Annotated in this window: 24 protein-coding genes and 1 tRNA gene; 17 read left to right on the top strand and 8 right to left on the bottom strand. The window is 71.0% G+C overall.

Annotated elements, in window-relative coordinates; translation table 11 throughout:
* Nucleotides 1-53: 53 nt before the first annotated feature.
* Nucleotides 54-1,499, top strand: coding sequence for an ATP-binding protein (locus ABG085_RS13510; protein WP_347976250.1), 1,446 nt, complete (start codon nt 54-56; stop codon nt 1,497-1,499).
* Nucleotides 1,496-2,179, top strand: coding sequence for a response regulator transcription factor (locus ABG085_RS13505; protein WP_347976249.1), 684 nt, complete (start codon nt 1,496-1,498; stop codon nt 2,177-2,179). Before ABG085_RS13510 ends, ABG085_RS13505 begins: the two co-directional genes overlap by 4 nt.
* A 69-nt stretch (nt 2,180-2,248) precedes the next feature.
* Here the strand turns inward: ABG085_RS13505 and ABG085_RS13500 are convergent, their stop codons facing one another.
* A complete protein-coding gene (locus ABG085_RS13500) occupies nt 2,249-2,779 on the bottom strand; it encodes a DNA modification methylase (RefSeq protein WP_347976248.1) in 531 nt (176 codons plus the stop codon).
* 177 nt (nt 2,780-2,956) lie between these two features.
* Between ABG085_RS13500 and ABG085_RS13495 the strand changes: the two genes are divergently transcribed.
* Nucleotides 2,957-3,439, top strand: a complete 483-nt coding sequence (locus ABG085_RS13495; RefSeq protein ID WP_347976246.1) for a CarD family transcriptional regulator — start codon at nt 2,957-2,959, stop codon at nt 3,437-3,439.
* Nucleotides 3,440-3,567: 128 nt separating this feature from the next.
* Nucleotides 3,568-4,770, top strand: coding sequence for a 2-C-methyl-D-erythritol 4-phosphate cytidylyltransferase (gene ispD, locus ABG085_RS13490; protein WP_347976245.1), 1,203 nt, complete (start codon nt 3,568-3,570; stop codon nt 4,768-4,770).
* Between the two features lie 33 nt (nt 4,771-4,803).
* Here the strand turns inward: ispD and ABG085_RS13485 are convergent, their stop codons facing one another.
* Together ABG085_RS13485 and ABG085_RS13480 are read right to left on the bottom strand one after the other, a co-directional pair.
* Nucleotides 4,804-5,271, bottom strand: coding sequence for a GNAT family N-acetyltransferase (locus tag ABG085_RS13485; RefSeq protein ID WP_347976244.1), 468 nt, complete (start codon nt 5,269-5,271; stop codon nt 4,804-4,806).
* A gap of 52 nt (nt 5,272-5,323) precedes the next feature.
* The gene (locus ABG085_RS13480) at nt 5,324-6,274 is read right to left on the bottom strand and encodes an EamA family transporter (protein ID WP_347976243.1); all 951 of its coding nucleotides are present in this window, start codon (nt 6,272-6,274) and stop codon (nt 5,324-5,326) included.
* Between the two features lie 89 nt (nt 6,275-6,363).
* On the opposite strand from ABG085_RS13480, the gene cysS reads away from it, so the two are divergent.
* From cysS to ABG085_RS13465, 3 genes are all read left to right on the top strand, one after another.
* Complete coding sequence (gene cysS / locus ABG085_RS13475) at nt 6,364-7,824, top strand: cysteine--tRNA ligase (protein ID WP_347976242.1); 1,461 nt, start codon at nt 6,364-6,366, stop codon at nt 7,822-7,824.
* A gap of 30 nt (nt 7,825-7,854) precedes the next feature.
* Nucleotides 7,855-8,847, top strand: a complete 993-nt coding sequence (rlmB, locus tag ABG085_RS13470; protein ID WP_163619674.1) for a 23S rRNA (guanosine(2251)-2'-O)-methyltransferase RlmB — start codon at nt 7,855-7,857, stop codon at nt 8,845-8,847.
* Nucleotides 8,848-8,949: 102 nt separating this feature from the next.
* Nucleotides 8,950-9,591: an NAD(P)H-binding protein gene (locus tag ABG085_RS13465; RefSeq protein WP_347976241.1), complete on the top strand. Its 642-nt coding sequence runs from the start codon at nt 8,950-8,952 to the stop codon at nt 9,589-9,591.
* 95 nt (nt 9,592-9,686) lie between these two features.
* Here ABG085_RS13465 and ABG085_RS13460 read toward each other — a convergent pair whose 3' ends face one another.
* On the bottom strand, nt 9,687-10,994 hold the full coding sequence (locus tag ABG085_RS13460; protein WP_347976240.1) for a DUF4032 domain-containing protein: 1,308 nt from the start codon (nt 10,992-10,994) through the stop codon (nt 9,687-9,689).
* 72 nt (nt 10,995-11,066) lie between these two features.
* Nucleotides 11,067-12,170 carry a sn-glycerol-3-phosphate ABC transporter ATP-binding protein UgpC gene (ugpC, locus tag ABG085_RS13455; RefSeq protein WP_163619668.1) on the bottom strand — a complete coding sequence of 368 codons (1,104 nt, stop codon included), beginning with the start codon at nt 12,168-12,170 and terminating at the stop codon, nt 11,067-11,069.
* Between the two features lie 224 nt (nt 12,171-12,394).
* Here ugpC and ABG085_RS13450 point away from each other — a divergent pair, with 224 nt between their 5' ends.
* The 5 genes from ABG085_RS13450 (at nt 12,395) to bcp (ending at nt 16,256) form a co-directional block, all read left to right on the top strand.
* Nucleotides 12,395-13,345: a thioredoxin domain-containing protein gene (locus ABG085_RS13450; protein ID WP_347976239.1), complete on the top strand. Its 951-nt coding sequence runs from the start codon at nt 12,395-12,397 to the stop codon at nt 13,343-13,345.
* Between the two features lie 38 nt (nt 13,346-13,383).
* Nucleotides 13,384-13,459 (top strand) — tRNA-Thr (locus tag ABG085_RS13445).
* Nucleotides 13,460-13,600: 141 nt separating this feature from the next.
* Entirely contained in the window at nt 13,601-14,521 is a 921-nt protein-coding gene (locus tag ABG085_RS13440) for a DMT family transporter (protein WP_347979197.1), read from the top strand.
* A 308-nt stretch (nt 14,522-14,829) separates the two neighbouring features.
* Nucleotides 14,830-15,744 carry a CoA ester lyase gene (locus ABG085_RS13435; protein WP_347976238.1) on the top strand — a complete coding sequence of 305 codons (915 nt, stop codon included), beginning with the start codon at nt 14,830-14,832 and terminating at the stop codon, nt 15,742-15,744.
* Between the two features lie 38 nt (nt 15,745-15,782).
* Nucleotides 15,783-16,256, top strand: a complete 474-nt coding sequence (bcp, locus tag ABG085_RS13430; RefSeq protein WP_347976237.1) for a thioredoxin-dependent thiol peroxidase — start codon at nt 15,783-15,785, stop codon at nt 16,254-16,256.
* An 81-nt stretch (nt 16,257-16,337) separates the two neighbouring features.
* Here bcp and ABG085_RS13425 read toward each other — a convergent pair whose 3' ends face one another.
* Entirely contained in the window at nt 16,338-16,874 is a 537-nt protein-coding gene (locus ABG085_RS13425) for a nitroreductase family protein (protein WP_347976236.1), read from the bottom strand.
* Nucleotides 16,874-17,290, bottom strand: coding sequence for a peptide-methionine (R)-S-oxide reductase MsrB (gene msrB, locus ABG085_RS13420; protein WP_347976235.1), 417 nt, complete (start codon nt 17,288-17,290; stop codon nt 16,874-16,876). Before msrB ends, ABG085_RS13425 begins: the two co-directional genes overlap by 1 nt.
* A gap of 188 nt (nt 17,291-17,478) precedes the next feature.
* On the opposite strand from msrB, the gene ABG085_RS13415 reads away from it, so the two are divergent.
* The 5 genes from ABG085_RS13415 to groL all read left to right on the top strand — a co-directional run bounded on the left by ABG085_RS13415 (nt 17,479) and on the right by groL (nt 21,553).
* Entirely contained in the window at nt 17,479-18,513 is a 1,035-nt protein-coding gene (locus tag ABG085_RS13415; RefSeq protein WP_347976234.1) for a DUF2332 domain-containing protein, read from the top strand.
* Nucleotides 18,514-18,522: 9 nt separating this feature from the next.
* Entirely contained in the window at nt 18,523-18,771 is a 249-nt protein-coding gene (locus ABG085_RS13410) for a DUF3263 domain-containing protein (RefSeq protein ID WP_347976233.1), read from the top strand.
* Between the two features lie 68 nt (nt 18,772-18,839).
* Complete coding sequence (locus tag ABG085_RS13405; protein WP_347976232.1) at nt 18,840-19,409, top strand: LytR C-terminal domain-containing protein; 570 nt, start codon at nt 18,840-18,842, stop codon at nt 19,407-19,409.
* 132 nt (nt 19,410-19,541) lie between these two features.
* Complete coding sequence (locus ABG085_RS13400; RefSeq protein ID WP_109210192.1) at nt 19,542-19,742, top strand: cold shock domain-containing protein; 201 nt, start codon at nt 19,542-19,544, stop codon at nt 19,740-19,742.
* Between the two features lie 191 nt (nt 19,743-19,933).
* Nucleotides 19,934-21,553 carry a chaperonin GroEL gene (groL, locus tag ABG085_RS13395; protein ID WP_163619649.1) on the top strand — a complete coding sequence of 540 codons (1,620 nt, stop codon included), beginning with the start codon at nt 19,934-19,936 and terminating at the stop codon, nt 21,551-21,553.
* Between the two features lie 77 nt (nt 21,554-21,630).
* On the opposite strand, the gene ABG085_RS13390 is transcribed toward groL, so the two are convergent.
* A complete protein-coding gene (locus ABG085_RS13390; RefSeq protein ID WP_163619647.1) occupies nt 21,631-21,918 on the bottom strand; it encodes a WXG100 family type VII secretion target in 288 nt (95 codons plus the stop codon).
* Nucleotides 21,919-21,976: the final 58 nt, after the last annotated feature.

The raw sequence follows: 21,976 nt of genomic DNA, 5'->3' as shown, positions 1-21,976 counted from the left end.
GGCCTTCCCCCTCCGGTCCGATGCCGCGTCGCGGGTGCCTCTACGCTGGTCGCATGGACACGACGCAGCTCGCGCTGCTCGCCCTCCTCGCGGGGATCATCATCGGCGGTTCGATCTCCGCCGTCGTCGTCGCGGCGATGCGGGCGCGCGACCGCGCGCAGGCGGAGAGGTCCGTCGAGATCCCCGACGGCGTGCGCGGCGTGCTCCACGGGATGGATGACGCGGCGCTCGTCGTCGACGCGTCGTTCACGGTGCTGGCCGCCTCCGCGGCCGCTGCCGCCTTCGACCTCGTCGAGGGCGGCATGCTGCCGAATGACGAGCTGCGCGCCCTCGTGCGCCGCGTGCGGACCAGCGATTCGGTCGCGACCGAATCCAGCGCGACCGAGACGATGCGGCTGCGTCGAGGCGCGCCGCCGGCGGAACCGCGACTCGTGGTCGTGCGGGCATCGCGCATCTCGCCGCGGCTGACGCTCTTCGTGCTGCGCGACATCACCGAGCGCGAGCGGGTCGAAGAGATGCGCCGCGACTTCGTGGCGAACACCAGCCATGAGCTCAAGACTCCGGTGGGCGCCGTGAGCCTGCTCGCCGAGGCCATCGAGTCGGCCTCTGACGACCCGCCTCAGGTGCGCATCTTCGCCACGCGGCTGCAGGCCGAGGCGAACCGCCTGGCACTGCTGACGTCGCGCATCATGAACCTCTCGCGCCTGCAGGCATCCGACGAGTTGCCGCAGCGCGACGTCTCGGTCGACGAGGTCGTCGCGTCGGCGCTCGATGCGCACGCGATCCAGGCCGACTCCGCCGGGGTCGAGGTGGTGCGGGGAGGTGCGCGGGGTCTGTACGTCCACGGTGACGCGCAGATCCTCAGCGAGGCGGTCGGCAACCTCATCGCCAACGCCATCGCGTACTCGCCGCGCGGCTCCAGCGTGGGAATCGGCGTCAAGGCCGTCGACCGCGTCGTGGAGATCGCCGTGACCGACCGCGGCATCGGCATCGCCGAGGGCGAGCAGGACCGCGTCTTCGAGCGCTTCTACCGCGCCGATCCGGCGCGCGCGCGTCGCACCGGCGGCAGCGGCCTGGGGCTCTCGATCGTCAAGCACGCAGTCCAGCGTCACGGCGGCGAGGTGCGGCTGTGGTCGCGCCCCGGGCGCGGCTCGACCTTCACCATCCGCCTGCCGCAGATCGATGCGCCCGACATCCAGCCCGAGCCCAAGCGCCCGCGCCGGAAGAAGCGCCCCGCCGCGGCGCCGTCGCCCGCCGCGCCGCCCGCCGCCGCGGCCCCTGCTGCCGCGAGCGTGCCCCCACCCGCTGAGCCGAGCGTGCCCCCACCTGCCGACCCGGGTGGGTCCGCGGCCCGGGCAGCAAGACCGTCTGCGGCCCCGGCCCCGGCCTCGGCCCCGAGCGCCCCCGCGAACCCGAGCCCGCCCACCGACACCCGAACCCCCGTCGGCCCGGCCGCCGGCAAGAACCTCGCCTCCGGCAGGAATGGAGATCCCGCATGACCCGCGTCTTGATCGTCGAGGACGAGCCCGACCTGGCCGACCCGCTCGCCTACCTCCTCCGTCGCGAGGGGTACGACGTGGAGATCGCCGAGGACGGCCCGGCCGCCCTCACCGCGTTCCGCGAGCGCGGTGCCGACATCGTGCTGCTGGACCTCATGCTCCCCGGCATGCCGGGCACCGAAGTGTGCCGTCAGATCCGCACCACCTCGGCGGTGCCGATCATCATGCTGACCGCCAAGGACTCCGAGGTCGACATCGTCGTCGGACTGGAGCTCGGCGCCGACGACTACGTCACCAAGCCCTATTCGGCGCGTGAGCTGCTCGCGCGCATGCGGGCGGTGCTGCGGCGCTTCTCCCAGATCGACGCCGACCTCGAGGACCGGGTGCTCGAGGGCGGGCGGGTGGTGCTCGACATCGACCGTCACACGGTCGCGGTCGAGGGCGGCGAGATCAACATGCCGCTCAAGGAATTCGAGCTGCTCGAGGTGCTCATGCGCAACGCCGGCCGGGTGCTCACGCGCGGTCAGCTCATCGACCGGGTGTGGGGGAGCGACTACTTCGGCGACACCAAGACGCTCGACGTGCACATCAAGCGGATCCGCTCACGCATCGAACGGAATCCCGGGTCGCCCGAGATGCTGGTCACGGTGCGCGGCCTCGGCTACCGCTTCGAGGGCTGAGCGCCGTCCACACATGACGAAGAGGGCGCCCCGGTGGGGCGCCCTCTTCGTGTACGTGTGACCCGCCGCTCAGGGAGCGAGCGCGGAGAGGTAGTCGAGGGACCCGTCGAGCACCGGCACGGAGGCGAGCTCGCCCTCGGCGTCGCCGGACTGGAAGAACGCGGTGACGTCGGTGCCGGGCAGGGCGTCCAGCTCTTCGATCGGCAGCGGCTCGTCTTCGTCGGAGCCGAGGCTCACGGTCGTGTTGGCGGGAACCCGCACCGTCAGCGACGCGCCGTCCTCGCCGATCTCGATGGTGAGCGTGTGCGAGTCGTCGGTGCGGTTGACGATCGCGGCGACGAAGTTGCCCTCCGAGCCGTCCTCGTTCGCCACAATGAGGGCGTTGCGCACCTCGAGGGGGCCGGAGTCGTAGACGTTGGTCCCCTCGGCGGCCGAGTAGGCGATGGTGGTCGCCTGAGGCGAGATCATGCTGCACCCGGTGGCGGTGAGGACCAGAGCGGTGCCGACGGCCAGTGACGCGATCAGCCGGCGATTGCGGGTGCCGGGTGCCGCCGCGGATCGTCCGCGCGTAGAACCGCTGCGGCGGTGTATCGAGATCACGGATCCTCCTAGACGGATGACGGTTCTCCAGCATTCTAGGGGCTCGCCGTCGAGCGCGCGGAGCACCTCGGCGGCCGATGCCCGGCGGGGGATGTGTCGCCGCCCGACCCGTGGGGCGGAGAACCTTAGCGTATTTCTCCTGTGGTATCCTGGAGGTTGCCGAAAGGACATAACTCCATGCTTTTTGAGGTTGGCGAGACGGTCGTCTACCCCCACCACGGGGCGGCAACGATCATCGAGGTCAAAGACCGGATCATCAAGGGCGAGACGAAGAAGTACCTGAAGCTCAACGTCACGCAGGGTGATCTCATCATCGAAGTCCCCGCAGAGAACGTCGATTTGGTCGGCGTCCGAGATGTCATCGGCAAGGAGGGTCTCGACAAGGTCTTCGAGGTGCTGCGCGCTCCGTTCACGGAGGAGCCGACCAACTGGTCGCGCCGCTACAAGGCCAATCTCGAGAAACTCGCCTCCGGTGACGTCATCAAGGTCAGCGAGGTCGTGCGCGACCTCTGGCGCCGCGACCAGGACCGCGGCCTGTCGGCCGGAGAGAAGCGGATGCTCGCGAAGGCGAAGCAGATCCTGATCTCCGAGCTCGCCCTCGCGGAGAAGACCGACGAGGAGAAGGCGGGCGTCCTTCTCGACGAGGTCCTCGCGAGCTGAGACTCCCAGAACGGCGCCCCGCGGGGCGCCGTTCTGCTGTGCGCGGTGTGCGCCGGCGACCCGGTCCCCGCGAGGTGCGGAGCGGTGCGTGGAGCGATGCCCTCCGCCGATCGCGATAGCGTGAACGGGTGACCATCACCCCTGTGCCGCGTATCGGCGTGGTCGTCGTCGCCGCCGGTTCCGGCACCCGCCTCGGAGGCGGCGCGCCGAAGGCATTCGTCGGCATCGACGGCAGCAGCATCCTGCGTCACGCGCTGACGGGCGTGTTCGCCGCCCCGCCTGCCCAGGTGGTGATCGTTGCCCCCGCCGGGCGCGAGGGCGATGCACTCAGCGAAGCGCTCGCTGCGGCGGGCGAGCGCCGTGACCTGGTCTCGGTGGTGGCCGGCGGTGAGACCCGTCAGGCCTCCGTCGCCGCCGGGCTCGCTGCGCTCTGGGCAGACGTCGAGGTCGTTCTCGTGCACGATGCGGCGCGGGCGCTGACCCCCGCCGAGGTCTTCGAGCGCGTCGTCGCCGCGATCGACGCCGGGGCCACGGGTGCGATCCCGGTGCTGCCGGTCATCGACACCGTCAAACGCGTCGTCGGGGACGAGATCGTGGCGGCGGTGGACCGTGCCGAGCTTGCGGCCGCGCAGACGCCGCAGGGCTTCCGGCGTGACGTGCTCGATGTGGCATATGCCGCAGCGCGTCGCGACTTCACCGACGACGCCGCCCTGGTCGCGGAGGCGGGCCATGCGGTCGTCGCAGTGCCGGGGCATCCGCTCTCCTTCAAGATCACGACCGCGGCCGACCTCGACCGTGCCCGACACCTGATCACCGCGGCCGTTCCCCGCGCTCCTGCGCATCTCGAGCACGGCCCGGTCGTTCCCCGCGTGGGCGTGGGCACGGACGTGCACGCCTTCGGCGGCGACGGCACGCTGTGGCTCGCGGGCCTCGAATGGCCCGGAGAGACGCCACTGTCGGGCCACTCCGACGGGGACGCCGTGGCGCACGCGATCGTGGACGCGCTGCTCTCTGCCGCAGGCCTGGGCGACATCGGCACGCACTTCGGCACCGATCACCCGGAATACGCCGGCGCGCACGCGGACGTCTTCCTGGGGCGCACGGTCGCCCTCCTCGGCGAAGCGGGATGGCGCGTGGGAAACGTGTCGGTGCAGGTGCAGGCCCAGCGGCCGCGGTTCTCGGCGCGCCGTGCGGAAGCCGAGCGGGTGCTGTCGGCCACCCTCGGAGGCGCGCCCGTCACGGTCTCGGCGACCACCACCGACGGCCTCGGATTCGCCGGACGCGCCGAGGGCGTGTCGGCCTTCGCGGTCGCCCTGGTGGTTCCCGCCTGAGGCTCCGGGCCCGGGACTCGGGCGCAGCGCGCGTCAGAGCGCGCGCGTCATGAAGACCGAGAAGGGATCGAGAGCGTAGTCCTCGAAGGGGCCGCAGAGAGCGAAGCCCTCGCTCGCGTACAGGCGCTGCGCCGGTGCGAAGTCCTCGGTCGTGCCGGTCTCGAGCCACAGGCTCGACAGGCCCCGCAGCCGAGCCTCGTCGATGATGTGGCGCAGCATCGCGCGGCCGACGCCGGTGCCGCGGAAGCGATCGTCGACGCGCATCGACTTGATCTCGCCGCGGTCGGAGTCGAGCGCCTTCAACGCACCGACGCCCGCGAGCTCTCCGTCGATCCACGCCGACCACACCGAGAGGGACGGATGCCGCAGCGCATCGACGTCGAGGGCGTGCACGCTCTCCGCGGGCGACGTGTCGTGCATCCCGGCCAGGTGCGAGGCGATGAGGCGGCGGGTGGCGTCGCCGCTCAGGTCGTCGGTGCGGATCTCGATGGTGCGCTGCATAACGCGCCCAGTGTGCCACGCGTCGATTGCGGGCGTGTTTCGGCGTGGCGCGTCAGGCCTCGACCGCGAACGGCGCCGGGTCGCGCGGCGCGCGGGATCCCCACGCCAGCAGCGCCAGCCCTGCCGCCAGCACGACGAGACCGACGATCGCGAGCGCCGAGAGCCGCTCGCCGAGCACGACGATGCCCAGCACGCTGGCCGTCAGCGGCTCGCCGAGCGTGAGGGTCGCAGCCGTGGCAGCGGTCAAGCCGCTCAGCCCCCAGGTGAAGAGCACGTAGGCGACCGAGATGGTCGCGAACCCCAGCCACAGCGCCATCACCACACCCGCCGGGGTGCCGAGCCAGGCCAGGTCGACGAAGGGCAGCGCCAAGGCGCAGATGACCGCGGAGCTGGCGCCCATGGCACCCACGACCGTGAAAGGGTCCCAGCCGTCGTCGAGCAGACGGCGCTGCGCGTTCGCGATGACCGCGAAGGAGGCCCCGGCGCCCACCGACCCGAGAAGTCCGAGCGGATCGGTGCCGCCGGCGGCGCCGGCTTCGCCGCCCGAGCCCAGGAGCACGACGCCGAGCGTCGCGAGGGCGGTCGCACCGATCCAGGTGCGGCTCGGCATCCGTCGCGTCAGCGCCCACTCCAGAAGACCCGCCAGGATCGGGGCGGAGCCGAGGGCGACCACCGTGCCGACGGCGACGCCGTTGCGCGTCGTGCCCAGGAAGAACAGCGGCTGATAGAGCGAGATGCACACGCCGGTGAGCACCATCAGGGCGAGCGGGCGCACGCCTCCGTTCGAGAGGCGCAGCGACCGGAGGGTCTTCGGCGCGGCCTCGGGGCGGCGCCGGGCGTGACGGGCCGCGAGGGCGAATGCGATCACCGCGAGCCCCGTGCCGCCGATCACCATGCGCATGACGCCGACCGAGAGCGGCGTGGTGCCGTCGGGACCGAGCGCCTGGGACGTCCCGGTCGTGCCGAACAGCACGGCGGCGGCGAGGACGGCGAGCACATGCATCCTCCGTTTATATCCGCATCGTCACCCTCCGGCGGACATGACCACCAGGCTCCCAGGGGCCGCCGTGGCACCGCCGGTAGGCTGGTGCGGTGACGGTTCAGCTGTACGACACCAAGACGCAGACACTGCGCGACTTCGTGCCCCTCGACCCCGGAAACGTCACCATCTACGTCTGCGGTCCGACTGTTCAGTCGGGCCCGCACATCGGGCACCTTCGCGGTGCGCTGAGCTTCGACATCCTGCGGCGCTGGCTCACCCACCGCCACGGCCGCGTCACGTTCGTCCGCAACGTCACCGACATCGACGACAAGGTGCTCGCGAACGCCACCCACGGCGAGCCGTGGTGGGCCCTCGCGTACCGCATGGAGCTCGAGTTCACCCGCGCGTACAGCGCCATCGGCATCCTTCCGCCGACGTACGAGCCCCGGGCCACCGCCTCCATCCCGCAGATGCAGGAGCTGATCGCGCGGCTCGTCGACGCAGGGCACGCATACCCCGCCGCTTCGACCGGCTCAGGGGCCGAGACCGGTTCCGCGGGCGACGTGTACTTCGACGTGCGGTCGTGGGCCGATTACGGGTCGCTCACGAGGCAGAGCCTCGACGCCATGGAGCCGGCGGCGGACGCCGACCCGCGCGGCAAGCGCGATCCTCGGGACTTCGCGCTGTGGAAGGGCGCCAAGGCCGAGGAGCCGACGTCGGCGACGTGGGACTCGCCGTGGGGACCCGGGCGCCCCGGCTGGCACATCGAATGCTCTGCGATGTCGCGGCGCTACCTCGGCAGCGAGTTCGACATCCACGGCGGCGGGCTGGACCTGCGCTTTCCGCACCATGAGAACGAGCTGGCCCAGTCGACGGCCGCCGGCGACGGCTTCGCCCGCTACTGGGTGCACAACGGCCTCGTGACGGTGGGTGCGCAGAAGATGTCGAAGTCGCTCTTCAACTTCATCCTCGCCGAGGACGTGCTCCGTGAGCGCGACCCGCTGGTGGTGCGCTACGCACTCGCCGCGGCCCACTACCGTTCGAGCCTCGACATCACCACGACGACCTTCGACGAGGCGGAAGCGGCGGTCGACCGCATCCGCACCTTCCTCGAGCGCGCCGTCCGGGCGCTCCGCGGCGCGGACGACGTGCGCGTCACCGCCACCGTGCCGACCGCCTTCGCCGCCGCTCTCGACGACGACCTCGGCGTGCCGCAGGCGCTCGCCGTGCTGCACGAGACCGTGCGCGAGGGCAACACGGCGCTCGACGCCGGCGACCGCGACGGCGCGCTGCGCGCCTTCGCCGACGTCGCGGTGATGACGGGTGTGCTCGGCATCGACCCGCTCGACCCGCACTGGCGTTCGACGGATGCCTCCGACCAGACCCGCGCGCTCGACGCCCTGGTGCAGACGATGATCGCGCAGCGTGCCGATGCGCGCGCAGCGAAGGACTGGGCGGCCGCCGACCGCATCCGCGACGCGATCGCGGCGGCCGGCATCGCCCTCGAAGACGGACCCGACGGGACGCACTGGAGTGTCGCCGACACCCCTCGTTCCGCGGAGAGCAACTGACGGGGCGGCGCCCCGCGTGAAGGAGAACTGATGGCCAAGGCAGGACGCCCCGGCGCGAGCAAGGGCAACAAGAAGGGCCCCACCAAGGGGACCGGAGGCAAGAATAAGCGGTCGCTCGCCGGCCGCGGGCCGACCCCCAAGGCGGAGGACCGCGCCTGGCACCCCGCCGGCAAGCGCAAGGCGGCCGCCGAGCGCTACGCGGCTGCGGGTGGCAAGGCCCAGCCCGGCCAGTCGGCACCGCGTTCGCCGCGCCCCGGCAAGAAGGACGACGACACCGAGACCGTCACGGGTCGCAACTCGGTGCTCGAGGCGCTGCGTGCGAAGATCCCCGCGACCGCCTTCTACATCGCGCAGCGCGTCGAGATGGACGACCGCGTCAAGGAGATGCTGTCGATCGCGACGCACCGCGAGATCCCCGTGCTCGAGGTGACGCGACCGGAGCTCGACCGCATGGCGGGCTTCGACGGCGTGCACCAGGGCGTCGCGCTGAAGGTGCCGCCGTACGAGTACGCGCACCCGCAGGATCTGCTGGAGCAGGTGATCGACCGCGGCCAGACACCGCTCTTCGTCGCCCTCGACGGCATCACCGACCCGCGCAACCTCGGCGCCATCCTCCGCTCGACGGCCGCGTTCGGCGGCCACGCCGTCATCGTGCCGCAGCGCCGTTCGGCGAGCGTCAACTCGGCGGCGTGGAAGACGAGCGCCGGCGCGGCCGCGCGCATCCCCGTCGCGATCGCGGCGAACCTGACCGCGATGCTCAAGGACTTCAAGAAGCAGGGCGTCTTCGTGCTCGGCCTGGACGGCGGGGGAGATGTCTCCCTCCCCGAGCTGCAGCTCGCCGACCGTCCCGTGGTGATCGTCGTCGGCTCCGAGGGCAAGGGCCTCTCGCGACTGGTGACCGAGACCTGCGACCAGATCGTCTCGATCCCGATCTCGTCGAGCACCGAGTCGCTCAACGCCGGCATCGCGGCATCCGTCGCTCTCTACCAGGTCGCCACACTCCGCACCGCTCCGCCCGAATGAGTCGCCGCGTGACGCATTCACGGGAATGAAGCGCCGGCGGGCCCGCTTGTCTCACGCAGGGCCGGCGAGCGTTCGCCGGCACGACAGATCGAAAGGCAGAACATGGCACGCATCGCCGTCATCGGAGGCTCCGGCTACGCCGGCCGCCACATCGTCGCCGAGGCGGTGAGCCGCGGGCACAGCGTCCTGTCCATCGCGCGCCGCGTCCCGAGCGAGCGTCAGCCCGGCGCCGTCTACATCGAGGGCTCGCTCACCGACGTGCCCGATCTGCTCGCCCAGATCGAAGGGGTCGACGTCGTCGTGTCGGCGGTGGCGCCCCGCGGCGACATGCTCGGGCTCGTGCGCCCGAACATCGCCGCGCTCGCCTCGCTTCTGCCCGAAGGCGTCCGGCTGGGGGTCATCGGCGGCGCCGGCGGCAGCCTCGTCACCGAGGACGGGCAGCGGGTCGTGGACCTGCCCTCGTTCAGCGAGGACTACAAGCCGGAGGCGCTCGAGGCGATCGGCATCCTGGAAGACCTCCAGGCGGGCCCGGACTCGCTCGACTGGTTCTACATCCACCCCGCCGGCGGGTTCGGCGCGTTCAAGCCGGGTGAGCGTACCGGCTCGTACCGCACCGGCGGCGACGTCATCGTGACCGACGCCGAGGGCGAGTCGTACATCTCGGGTGAAGACCTCGCGGTGGCGATCGTCGACGAGATCGAGAACCCGCAGCACCCGCGCAAGCGTTTCACCGTCGGGTACTGACCCGCAATCGCCGAAGGGCATGTTCCCGCACGCGTGGCGTGCGGGAACATGCCCTTTCGCGCGTCCCGGCGACGGTGCTGGGCCAGACCCCGTGGCTATACGAGGTCGCGCCAGTCGATGTCGTCCTCGTCGTCGTCGATCACCGGATTCGGGGACGTGATGATCGAGAGCGACACCGTCTCGGTCGGGGGCCCCATCAGCGTCGCCTCATCGCGGCGGTGTCGCAGCACGTTGTCGATGTAACTCGTCAGCGACTCCGCGAGCGGGACCGACTTCCCCTTCGCCTGCGACAGGTACCAGCGGTGCTCGAGCAGCTGGTGGAAGACCTCGGCGGGCTCGAGCTTGGACCGCAGATCCCACGGGACCGCCTTGACAACCGGCTCGAACACGCGGGTGAGCCACTCGTGCGCGACCATCTCTTCGTCGTCACCCAGGCGGGAGATGCGCGCGCGGAACTCGTCGAGGTCGTTGAGCAGGCGCCGGGCCTGGTTCTCCTCGACGTCGAGGCCGGTCAGGCGCAGCAGGCGGCGCTGATGGTGACCCGCGTCCACGACCTTCGGCTGGATCGACACCCGGGCGCCGTCAGCCGTGGCCTGGATCGACATCTCGCCGATGTCGAACCCCAGCTCGTTGAGGCGCTGCACCCGTTCGGTCAGGCGCCAGGACTCGTCGGCGCGGAAGCTCTCTTCGTCGGTGAGCGCCGCCCACAGTGCGTGGTACGACGACACGATCCCGTCCGCCACCGCGATGGCGTCGACGCCGCCCTCGAGGCGGCCGCCCGCCTCGAGGTCCATGATCTCTCCGGCGATGTTGGTGCGGGCGATATCGAGGTCGTGTGCGCGCTGGCCCGGGGTCAGACCGCTCTCGTGCAGCTCGCCGGTCTCGGCGTCGACCAGGTACGCCGCGAAGGCGCCGGCATCGCGGCGGAACAGCGTGTTCGACAGCGACACGTCGCCCCAGAAGAACCCGACGTTGTGCAGGCGCACCAGCAGCAGTGCGAGCGCATCCACCAGGCGGGTGGCGGTGTCGGGGCGCAGCACCTGGGTGAACAGGGCGCGGTAGGGGAGCGAGAACTTCAGGTGGGCGGTGACCAGGGCGGCGGGCAGCGGCTCACCCGCGGCATCCGTCCGTCCGGCGATCACGGCGACCCGTGCGACGCAGGGAACGTCGAGGCGGGCGAGGTTGCCGAGCATGTCGTACTCGCGCTGCGCCATCGCCTGCGTCGTCTCCTTGATGGCCACCACCCGGCCGGAGAGGTTGGCGAAGCGCACCAGGTGGCGTGACAGGCCCTTGGGGAGGAAGACGATGTGCTGCGACGGCCAGTCGCCCAGCGGTGTCGACCAGGGCAGCGTCAGCAATCCCGGGTCCACACTGCTGGCGGTGATGCTCAGGGCGTCAGGCACGTCCCCTCCTGAAAAGAAAGCGACGGCGCGGGGGAATCTCTCCCACCCGCGCCGTCGCGATGCGAAACGGTGTTACGCCGCAGCGATCGCCCTGTCGGTGAGGCGCTCGCCCGACTCGATGTCGAACACGTGGACGTGTCCGGGGACCGGAGCCAGCGCGACCTGGTCGCCCGCGATGGGGTGACGGCGGCCGTCGACGCGCGCGACGATGTCGGTGCGCTTGCCGTTGACGTCGGTGTGCCCGTACAGGTAGCCGTCGGCGCCGAGCTCCTCGACGAGGTCGACCGTGACCGTGAGGCCCTTGCCGTCCGCGGGGGCGACCTGGATGTCCTCGGGGCGGACGCCGATGGTGACGTCGGAGCCGTGCGCCTTGCCGAGCGTGTCGGCCTCGATGCCGACGACGGTGTCGCCGAACTGGACGCCGCCCTCGGCGAGGTGCGCCGGGAACAGGTTCATGGCAGGCGAGCCGATGAAGCCGGCGACGAACACGTTGTTCGGCTTCTCGTACAGGTCGCGCGGGGTGCCGACCTGCTGCAGGAGGCCGTCCTTGAGGACCGCGATGCGGTCGCCCATGGTGAGGGCCTCGGTCTGGTCGTGGGTGACGTAGACCGTGGTGACGCCCAGGCGACGCTGGAGCGACGCGATCTGGGTGCGGGTCTGCACGCGGAGCTTGGCGTCGAGGTTCGACAGCGGCTCGTCCATGAGGAACACCTGCGGCTGGCGGACGATGGCGCGGCCCATGGCGACGCGCTGACGCTGACCACCCGAGAGGGCCTTCGGCTTGCGGGTCAGGTACTCCTCGAGGTCGAGGAGCTTGGCGGCCTCGAGGACGCGGGCTGCGCGCTCCTCCTTGCCGACGCCGGCGATCTTGAGCGCGAAGCCCATGTTCTCGGCGACCGTCATGTGCGGGTACAGCGCGTAGTTCTGGAAGACCATCGCGATGTCGCGGTCCTTCGGGGGGACGTCGGTGACGTCACGGTCGCCGATCAGGATGCGGCCCGAGTTGACCTCTTCGAGGCCGGCCAGCATGCGCAGCGACGTGGACTTTCCGCAGCCCGACGGGCCGACGAGAACCAGGAACTCGCCATCGGCGACCTCGAGGTTGAGCTTGTCCACAGCGGGGCGCGTGCCCCCGGGGTACAGGCGAGTTGCGTTGTCAAACGTGACGGACGCCATGTTCTCTTCTCCTTCACCGGCAGGTACGTGCCGGACGATCCGTAGTGATGGAATGAGCGGGGGCATTCCCGCACGCCCGTCATCGGGCGCACGAACAGTATGACACGGCGCGTGCGGAGGTTGCGTCTGGGCATTTCCCAGGGTGGCTGGCTAGCATCGTGGACGGCCGCTTTCCCGTCCGGCCCCCGCCGGATACCGGCCACATTTCCGCACCGAGAGGTCCCATGTCGAGCGACGAGTCACAGAACGCCGCGTCCAGCGAGCGCCGCGACGCCGTGCGTGAGAAGGCGCAGCAGGTGAAGGCGCGGCAGTCTCGGGCTCGCGTCATCCGGCGGACGTCGCTCGCGGTCGTCGCCATCGCCTTCGTGGCCGTCATCGCGGTCGTGGTGACGTGGACGGTCTCGTCCAGTGCATCGAAGCCCATGATGAGCCCTGCGAACGTCGTGAACGACGGCTTCGTGGTGAGTGACGTCACGGGCGGTGGCGTGGGCTCCGAGGGTGCGGACGTCAACGGGTCTCCCGAGGGGGAGGCCAGCACGGCCACCCCCACCCCCGAGCCGGAGCCGACACCCACCGCGACCCCCACGGAGGCGCCCGCGGTCGAGATCCGGGTGTACGTCGACTACCTCTCCACGGGCTCGCGCGAATTCCAGCTGGCCAACATGAAGCAGCTGTCGGAGTGGGTCGACGACGACGCCGCGACCCTGACCTACTACCCGGTCGCGATGCTGACGGCGAAGTCGAACGGCACCAAGTACTCGCTGCGCGCCGCCGGTGCGGCCGCCTGCGTCGCCCAGCATGCGCCGGACTACTTCTTCGCGTTCAACGACGCGCTGCTGCGTCAGCAGCCCGAGGTCGACTCGGACGGCTACAGCGACAGCGAGCTCGCCGCCATGGCGATCGCCACGGGTCTCGACGGCCCCAAGGTCGTGCGCGCGTGCATCGAGGAGCAGTCCTACGCGTCGTGGGCGAAGACGGCGACCGACCGGGCGCTGCAGGAGCTTCCCGGCACCGACGGCGCCGCCCTCACCGGCACGCCGATGGTGCTCGTGAACGGCACCCAGTACGTGGGCAAGCTGGACGACCCCAAGGAGTTCGCACAGTTCGTCCTCACGGTCGCGAGCGACGCCTACTACAAGGCCACCCCGACCCCGACGCCGACTCCGGCTCCCTGATCGGGTGCCCGCCCGGGCGCCGCTAGACTGGGCGCTCTGCCGACTTGGCGCAATTGGTAGCGCACCGTACTTGTAATACGGGGGTTACGGGTTCAAGTCCCGTAGTCGGCTCCACTTCCGCGCGCGTCGTCGAATCTCGGCGTCGACACGCATCGTGCCCGACGTCGCCGGCTCCGCCGCAGGCGTGGTCGTCATCGGTGCCGCTCGCGGGCAGGCAAGATGGATCGGGTGACCGCATCCCGCCTGCCCGTCTGGATGGGCCTGGGCGGCGCCGCGCTCATCGGGGTGCTGACCGCGGTGCAGGCGCGCATCAACGGCCAGCTGGGCGTCCGCATCGACGACGGCTTCGCAGCCGCCGTGATCTCGTTCGGCTCGGGCCTGATCGTGCTCATCGTGCTGTCGGCGGCCCTGCCGCAGGGACGGCGGGGCTTCGTCGCGCTGGTCGGCGGCGTGCGCAGCGGCGGCATCCCGATCTGGATGCTGGGCGGCGGCGTCGCCGGCGCGCTCTCGGTGGCGACGCAATCGCTCGCGGTCGGCATCATCGGCGTCGCGCTGTTCACGGTGGGAGTCGTCGCCGGGCAGACCGTGAGCGGCCTGCTGCTGGACCGTTCGGGCTTCGGCCCGGCGGGCGTCGTGGCGGTGACCCCGGCGCGACTGGCCGGCGGTGCCCTGGCGCTGCTGGCCGCCGGAGTATCGCTGGCAGGTGGCATCCATGCCCCGCCGGTGCTGGTCGTGCTGCCCTTCCTGGTAGGCGCCGGCATCGCCTGGCAGTCCGCCGTCAACGGTCGGCTGCGTCAGCGCGTCGGCACGCCGCTGACCGCGACCCTCGTGAACTTCATCGGCGGCACGGCCGTCCTCGGGGTCGCCGAGCTCATCCACACCGCGGTCGCCGGCCCGCCGACGTCGTACCCGTCCGACCCCTGGCTCTACCTCGGCGGTGTGATCGGGGTGGCGTACATCTTCCTGGCGGCGGCGCTCGTGCCCCACACCGGAGTGCTGCTGCTGGGACTGGGTACTGTCGTCGGGCAGGTGGTGACCTCCGTCATCATCGACGCGATCTGGCCTGCGGTGGGGGCCCCCGCCCCGGCGGCGTCGCTGCTGATGTCGGCGCTCGCGATCCTCTCGGTGGTCGTGGCGGTCGTGCCCTGGAGACGGATGCCGCGCCGCCGGCGCTGACACCGCGTGCCGGTCCTCCTGCCCGCCGACGAGGCATACGACCCGCGCTCCGACGCGGCGACCGCCGGCCGGTGCGCCGCCGGCGCGAGAAGGTGGTGGAATGGATGTCGGCGCGATCGCCGGCCCCGGGCGTCATCCGCAGGGGCGGCGTCGCGCTCCACGTCGGCTCGACGGCGCGCGCACCCCGCCCGCAGGTCGGCCGCCGGCGGGCGTGAAGCCGCGTGATCGCGGTCGCCCGCAGTGCGATGCGAGTGCCGCGCCCGACGGCTCGCGGTCGCCCCAGACCCGAATTCCGGAAGAAGAGTGAGATGTCGGCAGATCCCTACGGCAACGGTGCAGAGGTCCTCGATCCCGAGGAGGATCTGCGCACCCTGATCTCCGCCCGCCCTGCGCGCCACCGCGCCGTCGATCCGTCGATCGCCCGCTCCTGGCTGCTCGTGCCCGGAACGCGCCCCGAGTCGTTCGGCGACATGGCGGCCTCCCGGGCCGACGCCGTGGTGCTCGACATCGAGGACGCGGTCGACCCCCGCAACAAGCCGCAGGCGCGGCAGGACGTCGTCGACTGGCTCACCGCCGGAGGCCGGGCGTGGGTGCGTGTGAACGACGCGGCCAGCCCGTTCTGGGCCGACGACCTCGCCGCGCTCGTCGGCGTACCGGGGCTGCTCGGCATCATGCTCGCCAAGACCGAGTCGCCCGACCAGGTGACGAGCTCGTTCGACCGCCTGCGCGCCAGCGTGCCGGTGGTCGCCCTCATCGAGTCGGCGCTCGGCATGGAGGACGCGGCCCACATCGCCCGCGCGCGCGGCGCCTTCCGTCTCGCGTTCGGCAGCGGCGATTTCCGTCGCGACACCGGCATGAGCGCTGATGCCGAGGCCATGGCGTACCCGCGGGCGCGCCTGGTCGTCGCGAGCCGCGTCGGCGACCTCCCGGGCCCGATCGACGGCCCGACGGTGGGCAACAGCATGCCGACGCTGCGCGAGCACTCCGCGATCACCGTGTCGATGGGCATGACCGGCAAGCTGTGCCTCGCAGCCGAACAGGCGCCCGTCATCAACGAGGTGATCTGCCCCGCACCGAGTGAGGTGGAGTGGGCGCTGGACTTCCTGGCCGATTTCGAGAGCCGTGGCCGTGTGGTCCGCGACGGCAGCGATTTGCCGCGACTCGGCCGCGCGCAGAAGATCGAGAAGCTGGCGATCGCGTTCGGGGTACACCCGACCTCGTGACAGACGCCGCACCACCGAACCCCGAAGGGACGCACCACATGGCTGACGACATCCGCCTGAGCGAAGGCGACAAGAACCCCGGTTTCGCCCTCGCCGATGCCACGGGCGCCGTGGTCCGGCCGGAGGACTTCGCCGGCCGCCGCCTGATCGTGTACTTCTACCCGGCCGCGTTCACCCCCGGCTGCACGACCGAGGCCTGCGACTTCCGCGACAACCTCGCCTCGCTCCAGGCCGCGGGCGCCGCGGTCGTCGGCATCTCGCCCGACTCGGTGGAGCGTCTCGCGGAGTGGGCGCAGGCCGAGCAGCTGCAGTTCCCGCTGCTGTCGGACGAAGACCACTCGGTCGCCGAGGCGTGGGGTGCCTGGGGTACCAAGGTCGTACGCGGCGAGGAGCGCGTGGGACTCATCCGCTCGACGTTCGTCCTGGCGCCCGACGGCACGGTGGAGTCCGCCGAGTACCACGTCGACCCGAACGGTCACGTGGAGCGGCTCCACGCTCAGCTCGCCGCTTGAGACCCGTCCGGCCGGCCCGTCGCCTTCATCGAGGTGACGGGCCGGGTCGCGGCATCCGTGTCAGTGGGGTCGTCCGGCGCGTCAGGGCATCCGGCTGACGAGCCCTCGGGCGTCGACCGCCTTGCGTCGTTCCGGACGAGACCGCGGCGGCTTGCCGCCGACGTACAGCCAGCCGAGGAGCTCCTCGTTCTTCCTGAGGCCATGCGCTTTGGCGACGGCCTTCGCGCGCGTGTAGTGGCCGGTGCGCCAGATGACGCCCCAGCCGGCCTCGTCCAGCAGCAGGCTGAGCAGGTGGGCGACACCCGAGGCGACGGCCTCCTGCTCCCAGCGCGGCACCTTGTGACTCTTGCGATAGCTCGCGACGACGGCGATGAGCAGCGGCGCGCGCAACGGCTTCGACGAGACGCCCTTGTCGCCCTGCGCCTTGTTGATCGCGCGGCCGAGCCGCTCGCGATCGTCGCCGCGCAGCTCGATCAACCGCCAGGGCTGAAGCGACGAGTGATCGGCGACCCGCCCCGCGGCCGCCACGAGCGCCAGCAGCTCATCGTGCGTCGGCGCCTCGTCGGTGACCTTGGACCACGATCGCCGCGCGAGCGCGGCCTCCAGGGCTCCGGGCATCAGGCGGCGCCGGACTCGTCGCCCGGCGTGAACTGCAGCGAGATCGAGTTCATGCAGTAGCGGTCGCCGGTCGGGGTGCCGAAGCCGTCGGGGAACACGTGGCCGAGGTGCGAGCCGCAGTTCGCACAGCGGACCTCGGTGCGGACCATCCCGTGGCTGTCGTCTTCGATCAGCTCGACCGCTTCGGGCCGGATGGACTCGTAGAAGCTCGGCCACCCGCAGTGCGAGTCGAACTTGGTGCCGCTCTGGAACAGCTCGGCGCCGCACGCCGCGCACGTGTACAGACCGGCGCGGCTCTCGTCGAGCAGCTCGCCGGTCCACGGCCGTTCGGTGCCCGCTTCCCGCAGCACCGCGTACTGCTCGGCGGACAGGTCTTCGCGCCACTGGGCGTCGCTCTTGTCGACGGCGTAGGTCATGGTCTCCTCCTGGGCAGAGCATCCGGGCCCGTGCTCTTCAGGTTCCATTCAACCTCAGCGGGTGGGGCAGCGGGTCGTCGGTGCGGGTTCGGGGCGCGCCGGGAACGTTCGGGGCGCGTCGCGTGCGCCCCGAACGTTCGCCGGGCGCCCCGAACGCCGAAGAGCGGACCGTGGGGGAGGATGGCGGAATGATCGAGGAGCCGGATGCCGAGACCGCGGCGGTCGCGGAGCGGTACGGGCGCTTCGCGCGCGACGAGGCGCCCGGGCGCTCCGACCTCTATGCGGACTGGGCTCGCGGTGTCGCCGCCGATCCGGACATCGCCGCGATCGTCGCTCGGATTCCGGCCACGCGGCGGCAGCCGCCCCTCGTCTTCGCCGTCACGCGCATGCTCGGGGCGCCCGAGGAGGGGTTCGCGACATGGGCCGCATGGCTCCACGCGCACGCGGACGAGGCCGTGGCCGAGGCATCCGTCCGCCGCCTGCAGACCAACGAGCCGCAGCGATGCGCGGCGCTCCTGCCGGCCCTCGCGACCGTGCCGGGGCCGATCGCCCTCCTCGAGGTCGGCGCGAGCGCCGGGCTCTGCCTGTACCCGGACCGCTACTCGTACCGCTACCGCGGCCGCGAGGGCGTGACGGCGCTCGACCCGGCCGGCGGGCGATCGACCGTGATGCTGGACTGCGACGTCACCGGCGAGCCGCCGCTCGGGATGCCGCAGGTCGTGTGGCGCGCCGGGATCGACCTCCACCCGCTCGACGCCGCAGACGCCGGCGACCGGCGCTTCCTCACGAGCCTCGTGTGGCCGGGGGAGGGCGGCCGCGCCGAGCGGATCGGCGCCGCCCTCGACATCGTGGCCGCCGACCCGCCGCTGCTGGTGGCCGGCGATGCGTCCGACCCCGACGTCCTCCGCTCCGTCGCCGCGATGGCGCCGGACGGCGCGACGCTCGTCGTGACCACGCCGGGGGTGCTCCCGCACATCCCGCGCGCCGGGCGTGAGCGCGTCATCGACGCCGTGCAGAAGCTCGGCCATTCTGAGCGGCGCGCCGTGTGGATCACGATCGATCCGCCCGGTCTTCACGAGCAGTGGAATGCGGCCGTCGATCCCGGCGCCTGGGGCGGCTTCGTGCTCGGCCGCGACGGCGAACCGCTGGCCGCGGTGGATCCGCTCGGCGGGTTCGTGCACTGGCGCGCGTGGCGCCCCGGATGGACGGATGCCGCGGGCTAGCGTGGACGCGTGCCTCTGACCGACCGCGACCGCGCCCTCCTCGACTTCGAGGTCGAGTGGCGACGGCACGCGGGGGCCAAGGAGGAGGCGATCCGCGCCGAGCTGGGGATGTCGCCGGCGCGGTACTACCAGCTGCTCGGGCGGCTCATCGACACGACCGAGGCGCAGGAGCACGATCCGATGCTCGTGAAGCGGCTGCGTCGGCTGCGCGACGCGCGGCTGCACGAGCGCGCCGCACGCTCCGCCGACGCGCGCTGACGATCGGTTCGGGCGCGGACGGGCTGTCGCGCGCAAGACGCCCAGCATGGGCCGGGTAGCATCGACGGGTGCCGACCACCAGCTTCCCCCGGGATCGTTTCGACGATGTGCCGGAGACGGACCGCGTCGGCGCCCATCGGGCGGAGAACCCGCGCATGCGCGGCTGGGTCGTGCTGCTGTGGGCCGCACTGGCCACGGTCGTGCTCATCATCGTCGGGATCTTCGGCACGCTGCTGGCGTCCGGCCGGATCGAACTGGTGCCGACGCCCGCTCCCACGGTGGCGCCCGAGCCCGAGGTCACGCCCGTCATCGACCTGGACTACGACGTCATGATCCTGAACGCGACCCCCGAGGATCTGCTCGCCACCCAGATGAAGGACGTCGTCGTCGCGGCCGGATGGGCGGATGAGAAGGTGACGGCGGGTGAAGCCGGCTCGCAGGACTTCCCGACGACCACGGTCTTCTATGTCGACCCGGCGGACCAAGCGGCGGCGGCCGGTCTCGCCGGCGTCATCGGCGGCGCCGAGATCGAGCAGAGCGATGCGTACCCCGCGACCTCGCCCGAGGTCCCTCAGCTCACCGTGGTGATCGGCCTCGACCGCACCGCCGCCGGCCAGACGCCCGCACCCACTCCCTGACCCGGCGAAGTGGCGTGTTTCGCGCCGGTAAACACTTCTATTCCTGCGTGTCAACAAGTGACGAATCGCGCCGAGGCCGCGTTTTCGCCTGCATACGATGAAGCCCTGCACCGCCGGCTACAGGAGATTCGCATGACCCAGGGCACCGTCAAATGGTTCAACGCCGAGAAGGGATTCGGCTTCATCACCGTCGCCGACGGCCAGGACGTCTTCGTCCACTACTCGAACATCGACATGACGGGCTTCCGCGTGCTCGAAGAGGGGCAGACCGTGGAGTTCACGGTCGGGTCCGGGCAGAAGGGCCCCCAGGCGGAGGCCGTGCGCGTCGTCTGAACGACCGACGCAACGCTTTGCGCTGAACGTGATGAAGAGACGGGGATGCCGAAAGGCTCCCCGTCTCTTCGTGTTGCGACATCCGTCCTCGCGGCTTGCACTCGATAGGGCCGAGTGCCAGAATGAGTTAGCACTCGTGATTGTTGAGTGCTAATACCCAAAGCCAACGTTCCGGAGGGACGACACACAACATGGCAAAGATCATCGCTTTCGACGAGGAGGCCCGCCGTGGTCTCGAGCGCGGCCTCAACATCCTGGCCGACGCCGTCAAGGTGACGCTCGGCCCGCGCGGTCGCAACGTCGTGCTTGAGAAGAAGTGGGGCGCCCCCACGATCACGAACGACGGCGTCTCGATCGCCAAGGAGATCGAGCTCGACGACCCGTACGAGAAGATCGGCGCGGAGCTCGTCAAGGAGGTCGCCAAGAAGACCGACGACGTCGCCGGTGACGGCACGACCACCGCGACCGTCCTCGCCCAGGCGCTCGTCCGCGAGGGCCTGCGCAACGTCGCAGCCGGCGCCGACCCCATCTCGCTCAAGAAGGGCATCGAGAAGGCCGTCGCCGCCATCACGGCCGAGCTGCTCGAGTCCGCCAAGGAGGTCGAGTCCAAGGAGCAGATCGCCGCCACGGCTTCGATCTCGGCCGCTGACCCCGAGATCGGCGCGCTGATCGCCGAGGCCATCGACAAGGTGGGCAAGGAAGGCGTCGTCACCGTCGAGGAGTCGCAGACCTTCGGCACCGAGCTCGAGCTCACCGAGGGCATGCGCTTCGACAAGGGCTACATCAACCCGTACTTCGTCACGGACCCGGAGCGCCAGGAGGCGGTCTTCGAGGACCCGTACATCCTCATCGCGAACCAGAAGATCTCGAACATCAAGGACCTTCTGCCCGTCGTCGACAAGGTGATCCAGGACGGCAAGGAGCTCGTCATCATCGCCGAGGACGTCGAGGGTGAGGCTCTCGCGACCCTGGTGCTCAACAAGATCCGCGGCATCTTCAAGTCGGTCGCCGTCAAGGCTCCCGGCTTCGGCGACCGCCGCAAGGCGCAGCTGCAGGACATCGCGATCCTCACCGGTGCGCAGGTCATCACCGAGGAGGTCGGTCTCAAGCTCGAGAACGCCACCCTCGACCTGCTCGGCCGCGCGCGCAAGGTCATCGTCACCAAGGACGAGACCACGATCATCGAGGGCGTCGGCGACGCCTCTGCGATCGAGGGTCGCGTGACCCAGATCCGCCGCGAGATCGACAACACCGACAGCGACTACGACCGCGAGAAGCTCCAGGAGCGCCTCGCCAAGCTCGCCGGTGGCGTCGCCGTCATCAAGGCCGGCGCGGCGACCGAGGTCGAGCTCAAGGAGCGCAAGCACCGCATCGAGGACGCCGTTCGCAACGCGAAGGCGGCCGTCGAGGAGGGCATCGTCCCCGGTGGTGGCGTCGCGCTGATCCAGGCCGGCAAGAAGGCCCTCGACGGGCTCGAGCTGACCGGTGACGAGGCGACCGGTGCCAACATCGTGCGCGTCGCGATCGAGGCTCCGCTGAAGCAGATCGCCCTCAACGCCGGTCTCGAGCCGGGCGTCGTGGCGAACAAGGTGTCGGAGCTCCCCGCGGGCCACGGCCTCAACGCCGCCACGGGCGAGTACGGTGACCTGTTCGCGCAGGGCATCATCGATCCCGCCAAGGTGACCCGTTCGGCGCTGCAGAACGCCGCGTCGATCGCCGGCCTCTTCCTCACGACCGAGGCCGTCGTCGCCGACAAGCCCGAGAAGGTCTCGGCTCCGGCCGGCGACCCGACCGGTGGCATGGACTTCTGATCCAGCCCGTCGCATAACGCGTTCACAGAACGGCCCCTCCTCGCGGAGGGGCCGTTCTGCGTCTGGCTCCGGGGGGATCAGCGGAAGAGACTGGTGGTCGCCAGCTCGGTGTCGGCGTACTGCCGGCCGGCGGCGGCGAGAGACGCGTTGATGTTCGCCAGCGACTCCTCGACCTGGCGCTGCGTCCCGCGCCATTGCTCCACAACCCCCGCGAACGCCACCGCCGCCGAGCCCGACCACGAGGACTGCAGCTGCGTCAGCTGGGCGAGCATCGCGTTCGACTCCGCCTGCAGCCGGTCGATCGTGCCGCGCACGGTGGCGGTCGAAGTGAGGATGCTGTCGCTGTCGACGGTGAAGACGGCCATTCGGGGCTCCTGATCAACGTGCGGCGGCCGGATGCCGAAACCGCGGTGACCGCAACGC

It is taken from the genome of Microbacterium sp. ProA8, from assembly GCF_039905635.1.
In the GTDB taxonomy this organism is placed as follows: Bacteria; Actinomycetota; Actinomycetes; order Actinomycetales; family Microbacteriaceae; genus Microbacterium; species Microbacterium chionoecetis.
This window is presented reverse-complemented; position numbering and strand designations above follow the sequence as displayed.

What these genes read in the sequence shown, in the direction of transcription:
- ABG085_RS13485 (WP_347976244.1), bottom strand. Translation starts at nt 5,271, where the DNA reads ATGCAGCGCACCATCGAGATCCGCACCGACGACCTGAGCGGCGACGCC.
- ABG085_RS13450 (WP_347976239.1), top strand. Translation starts at nt 12,395, where the DNA reads ATGTCGAGCGACGAGTCACAGAACGCCGCGTCCAGCGAGCGCCGCGAC.
- bcp (WP_347976237.1), top strand. Translation starts at nt 15,783, where the DNA reads ATGGCTGACGACATCCGCCTGAGCGAAGGCGACAAGAACCCCGGTTTC.
- msrB (WP_347976235.1), bottom strand. Translation starts at nt 17,290, where the DNA reads ATGACCTACGCCGTCGACAAGAGCGACGCCCAGTGGCGCGAAGACCTG.
- ABG085_RS13465 (WP_347976241.1), top strand. Translation starts at nt 8,950, where the DNA reads ATGGCACGCATCGCCGTCATCGGAGGCTCCGGCTACGCCGGCCGCCAC.
- ABG085_RS13415 (WP_347976234.1), top strand. Translation starts at nt 17,479, where the DNA reads ATGATCGAGGAGCCGGATGCCGAGACCGCGGCGGTCGCGGAGCGGTAC.
- ABG085_RS13440 (WP_347979197.1), top strand. Translation starts at nt 13,601, where the DNA reads ATGGGCCTGGGCGGCGCCGCGCTCATCGGGGTGCTGACCGCGGTGCAG.
- ABG085_RS13495 (WP_347976246.1), top strand. Translation starts at nt 2,957, where the DNA reads ATGCTTTTTGAGGTTGGCGAGACGGTCGTCTACCCCCACCACGGGGCG.
- ABG085_RS13425 (WP_347976236.1), bottom strand. Translation starts at nt 16,874, where the DNA reads ATGCCCGGAGCCCTGGAGGCCGCGCTCGCGCGGCGATCGTGGTCCAAG.
- ABG085_RS13435 (WP_347976238.1), top strand. Translation starts at nt 14,830, where the DNA reads ATGTCGGCAGATCCCTACGGCAACGGTGCAGAGGTCCTCGATCCCGAG.
- ABG085_RS13480 (WP_347976243.1), bottom strand. Translation starts at nt 6,274, where the DNA reads ATGCATGTGCTCGCCGTCCTCGCCGCCGCCGTGCTGTTCGGCACGACC.
- ugpC (WP_163619668.1), bottom strand. Translation starts at nt 12,170, where the DNA reads ATGGCGTCCGTCACGTTTGACAACGCAACTCGCCTGTACCCCGGGGGC.
- ABG085_RS13400 (WP_109210192.1), top strand. Translation starts at nt 19,542, where the DNA reads ATGACCCAGGGCACCGTCAAATGGTTCAACGCCGAGAAGGGATTCGGC.
- ABG085_RS13505 (WP_347976249.1), top strand. Translation starts at nt 1,496, where the DNA reads ATGACCCGCGTCTTGATCGTCGAGGACGAGCCCGACCTGGCCGACCCG.
- ABG085_RS13390 (WP_163619647.1), bottom strand. Translation starts at nt 21,918, where the DNA reads ATGGCCGTCTTCACCGTCGACAGCGACAGCATCCTCACTTCGACCGCC.
- rlmB (WP_163619674.1), top strand. Translation starts at nt 7,855, where the DNA reads ATGGCCAAGGCAGGACGCCCCGGCGCGAGCAAGGGCAACAAGAAGGGC.
- groL (WP_163619649.1), top strand. Translation starts at nt 19,934, where the DNA reads ATGGCAAAGATCATCGCTTTCGACGAGGAGGCCCGCCGTGGTCTCGAG.
- ABG085_RS13510 (WP_347976250.1), top strand. Translation starts at nt 54, where the DNA reads ATGGACACGACGCAGCTCGCGCTGCTCGCCCTCCTCGCGGGGATCATC.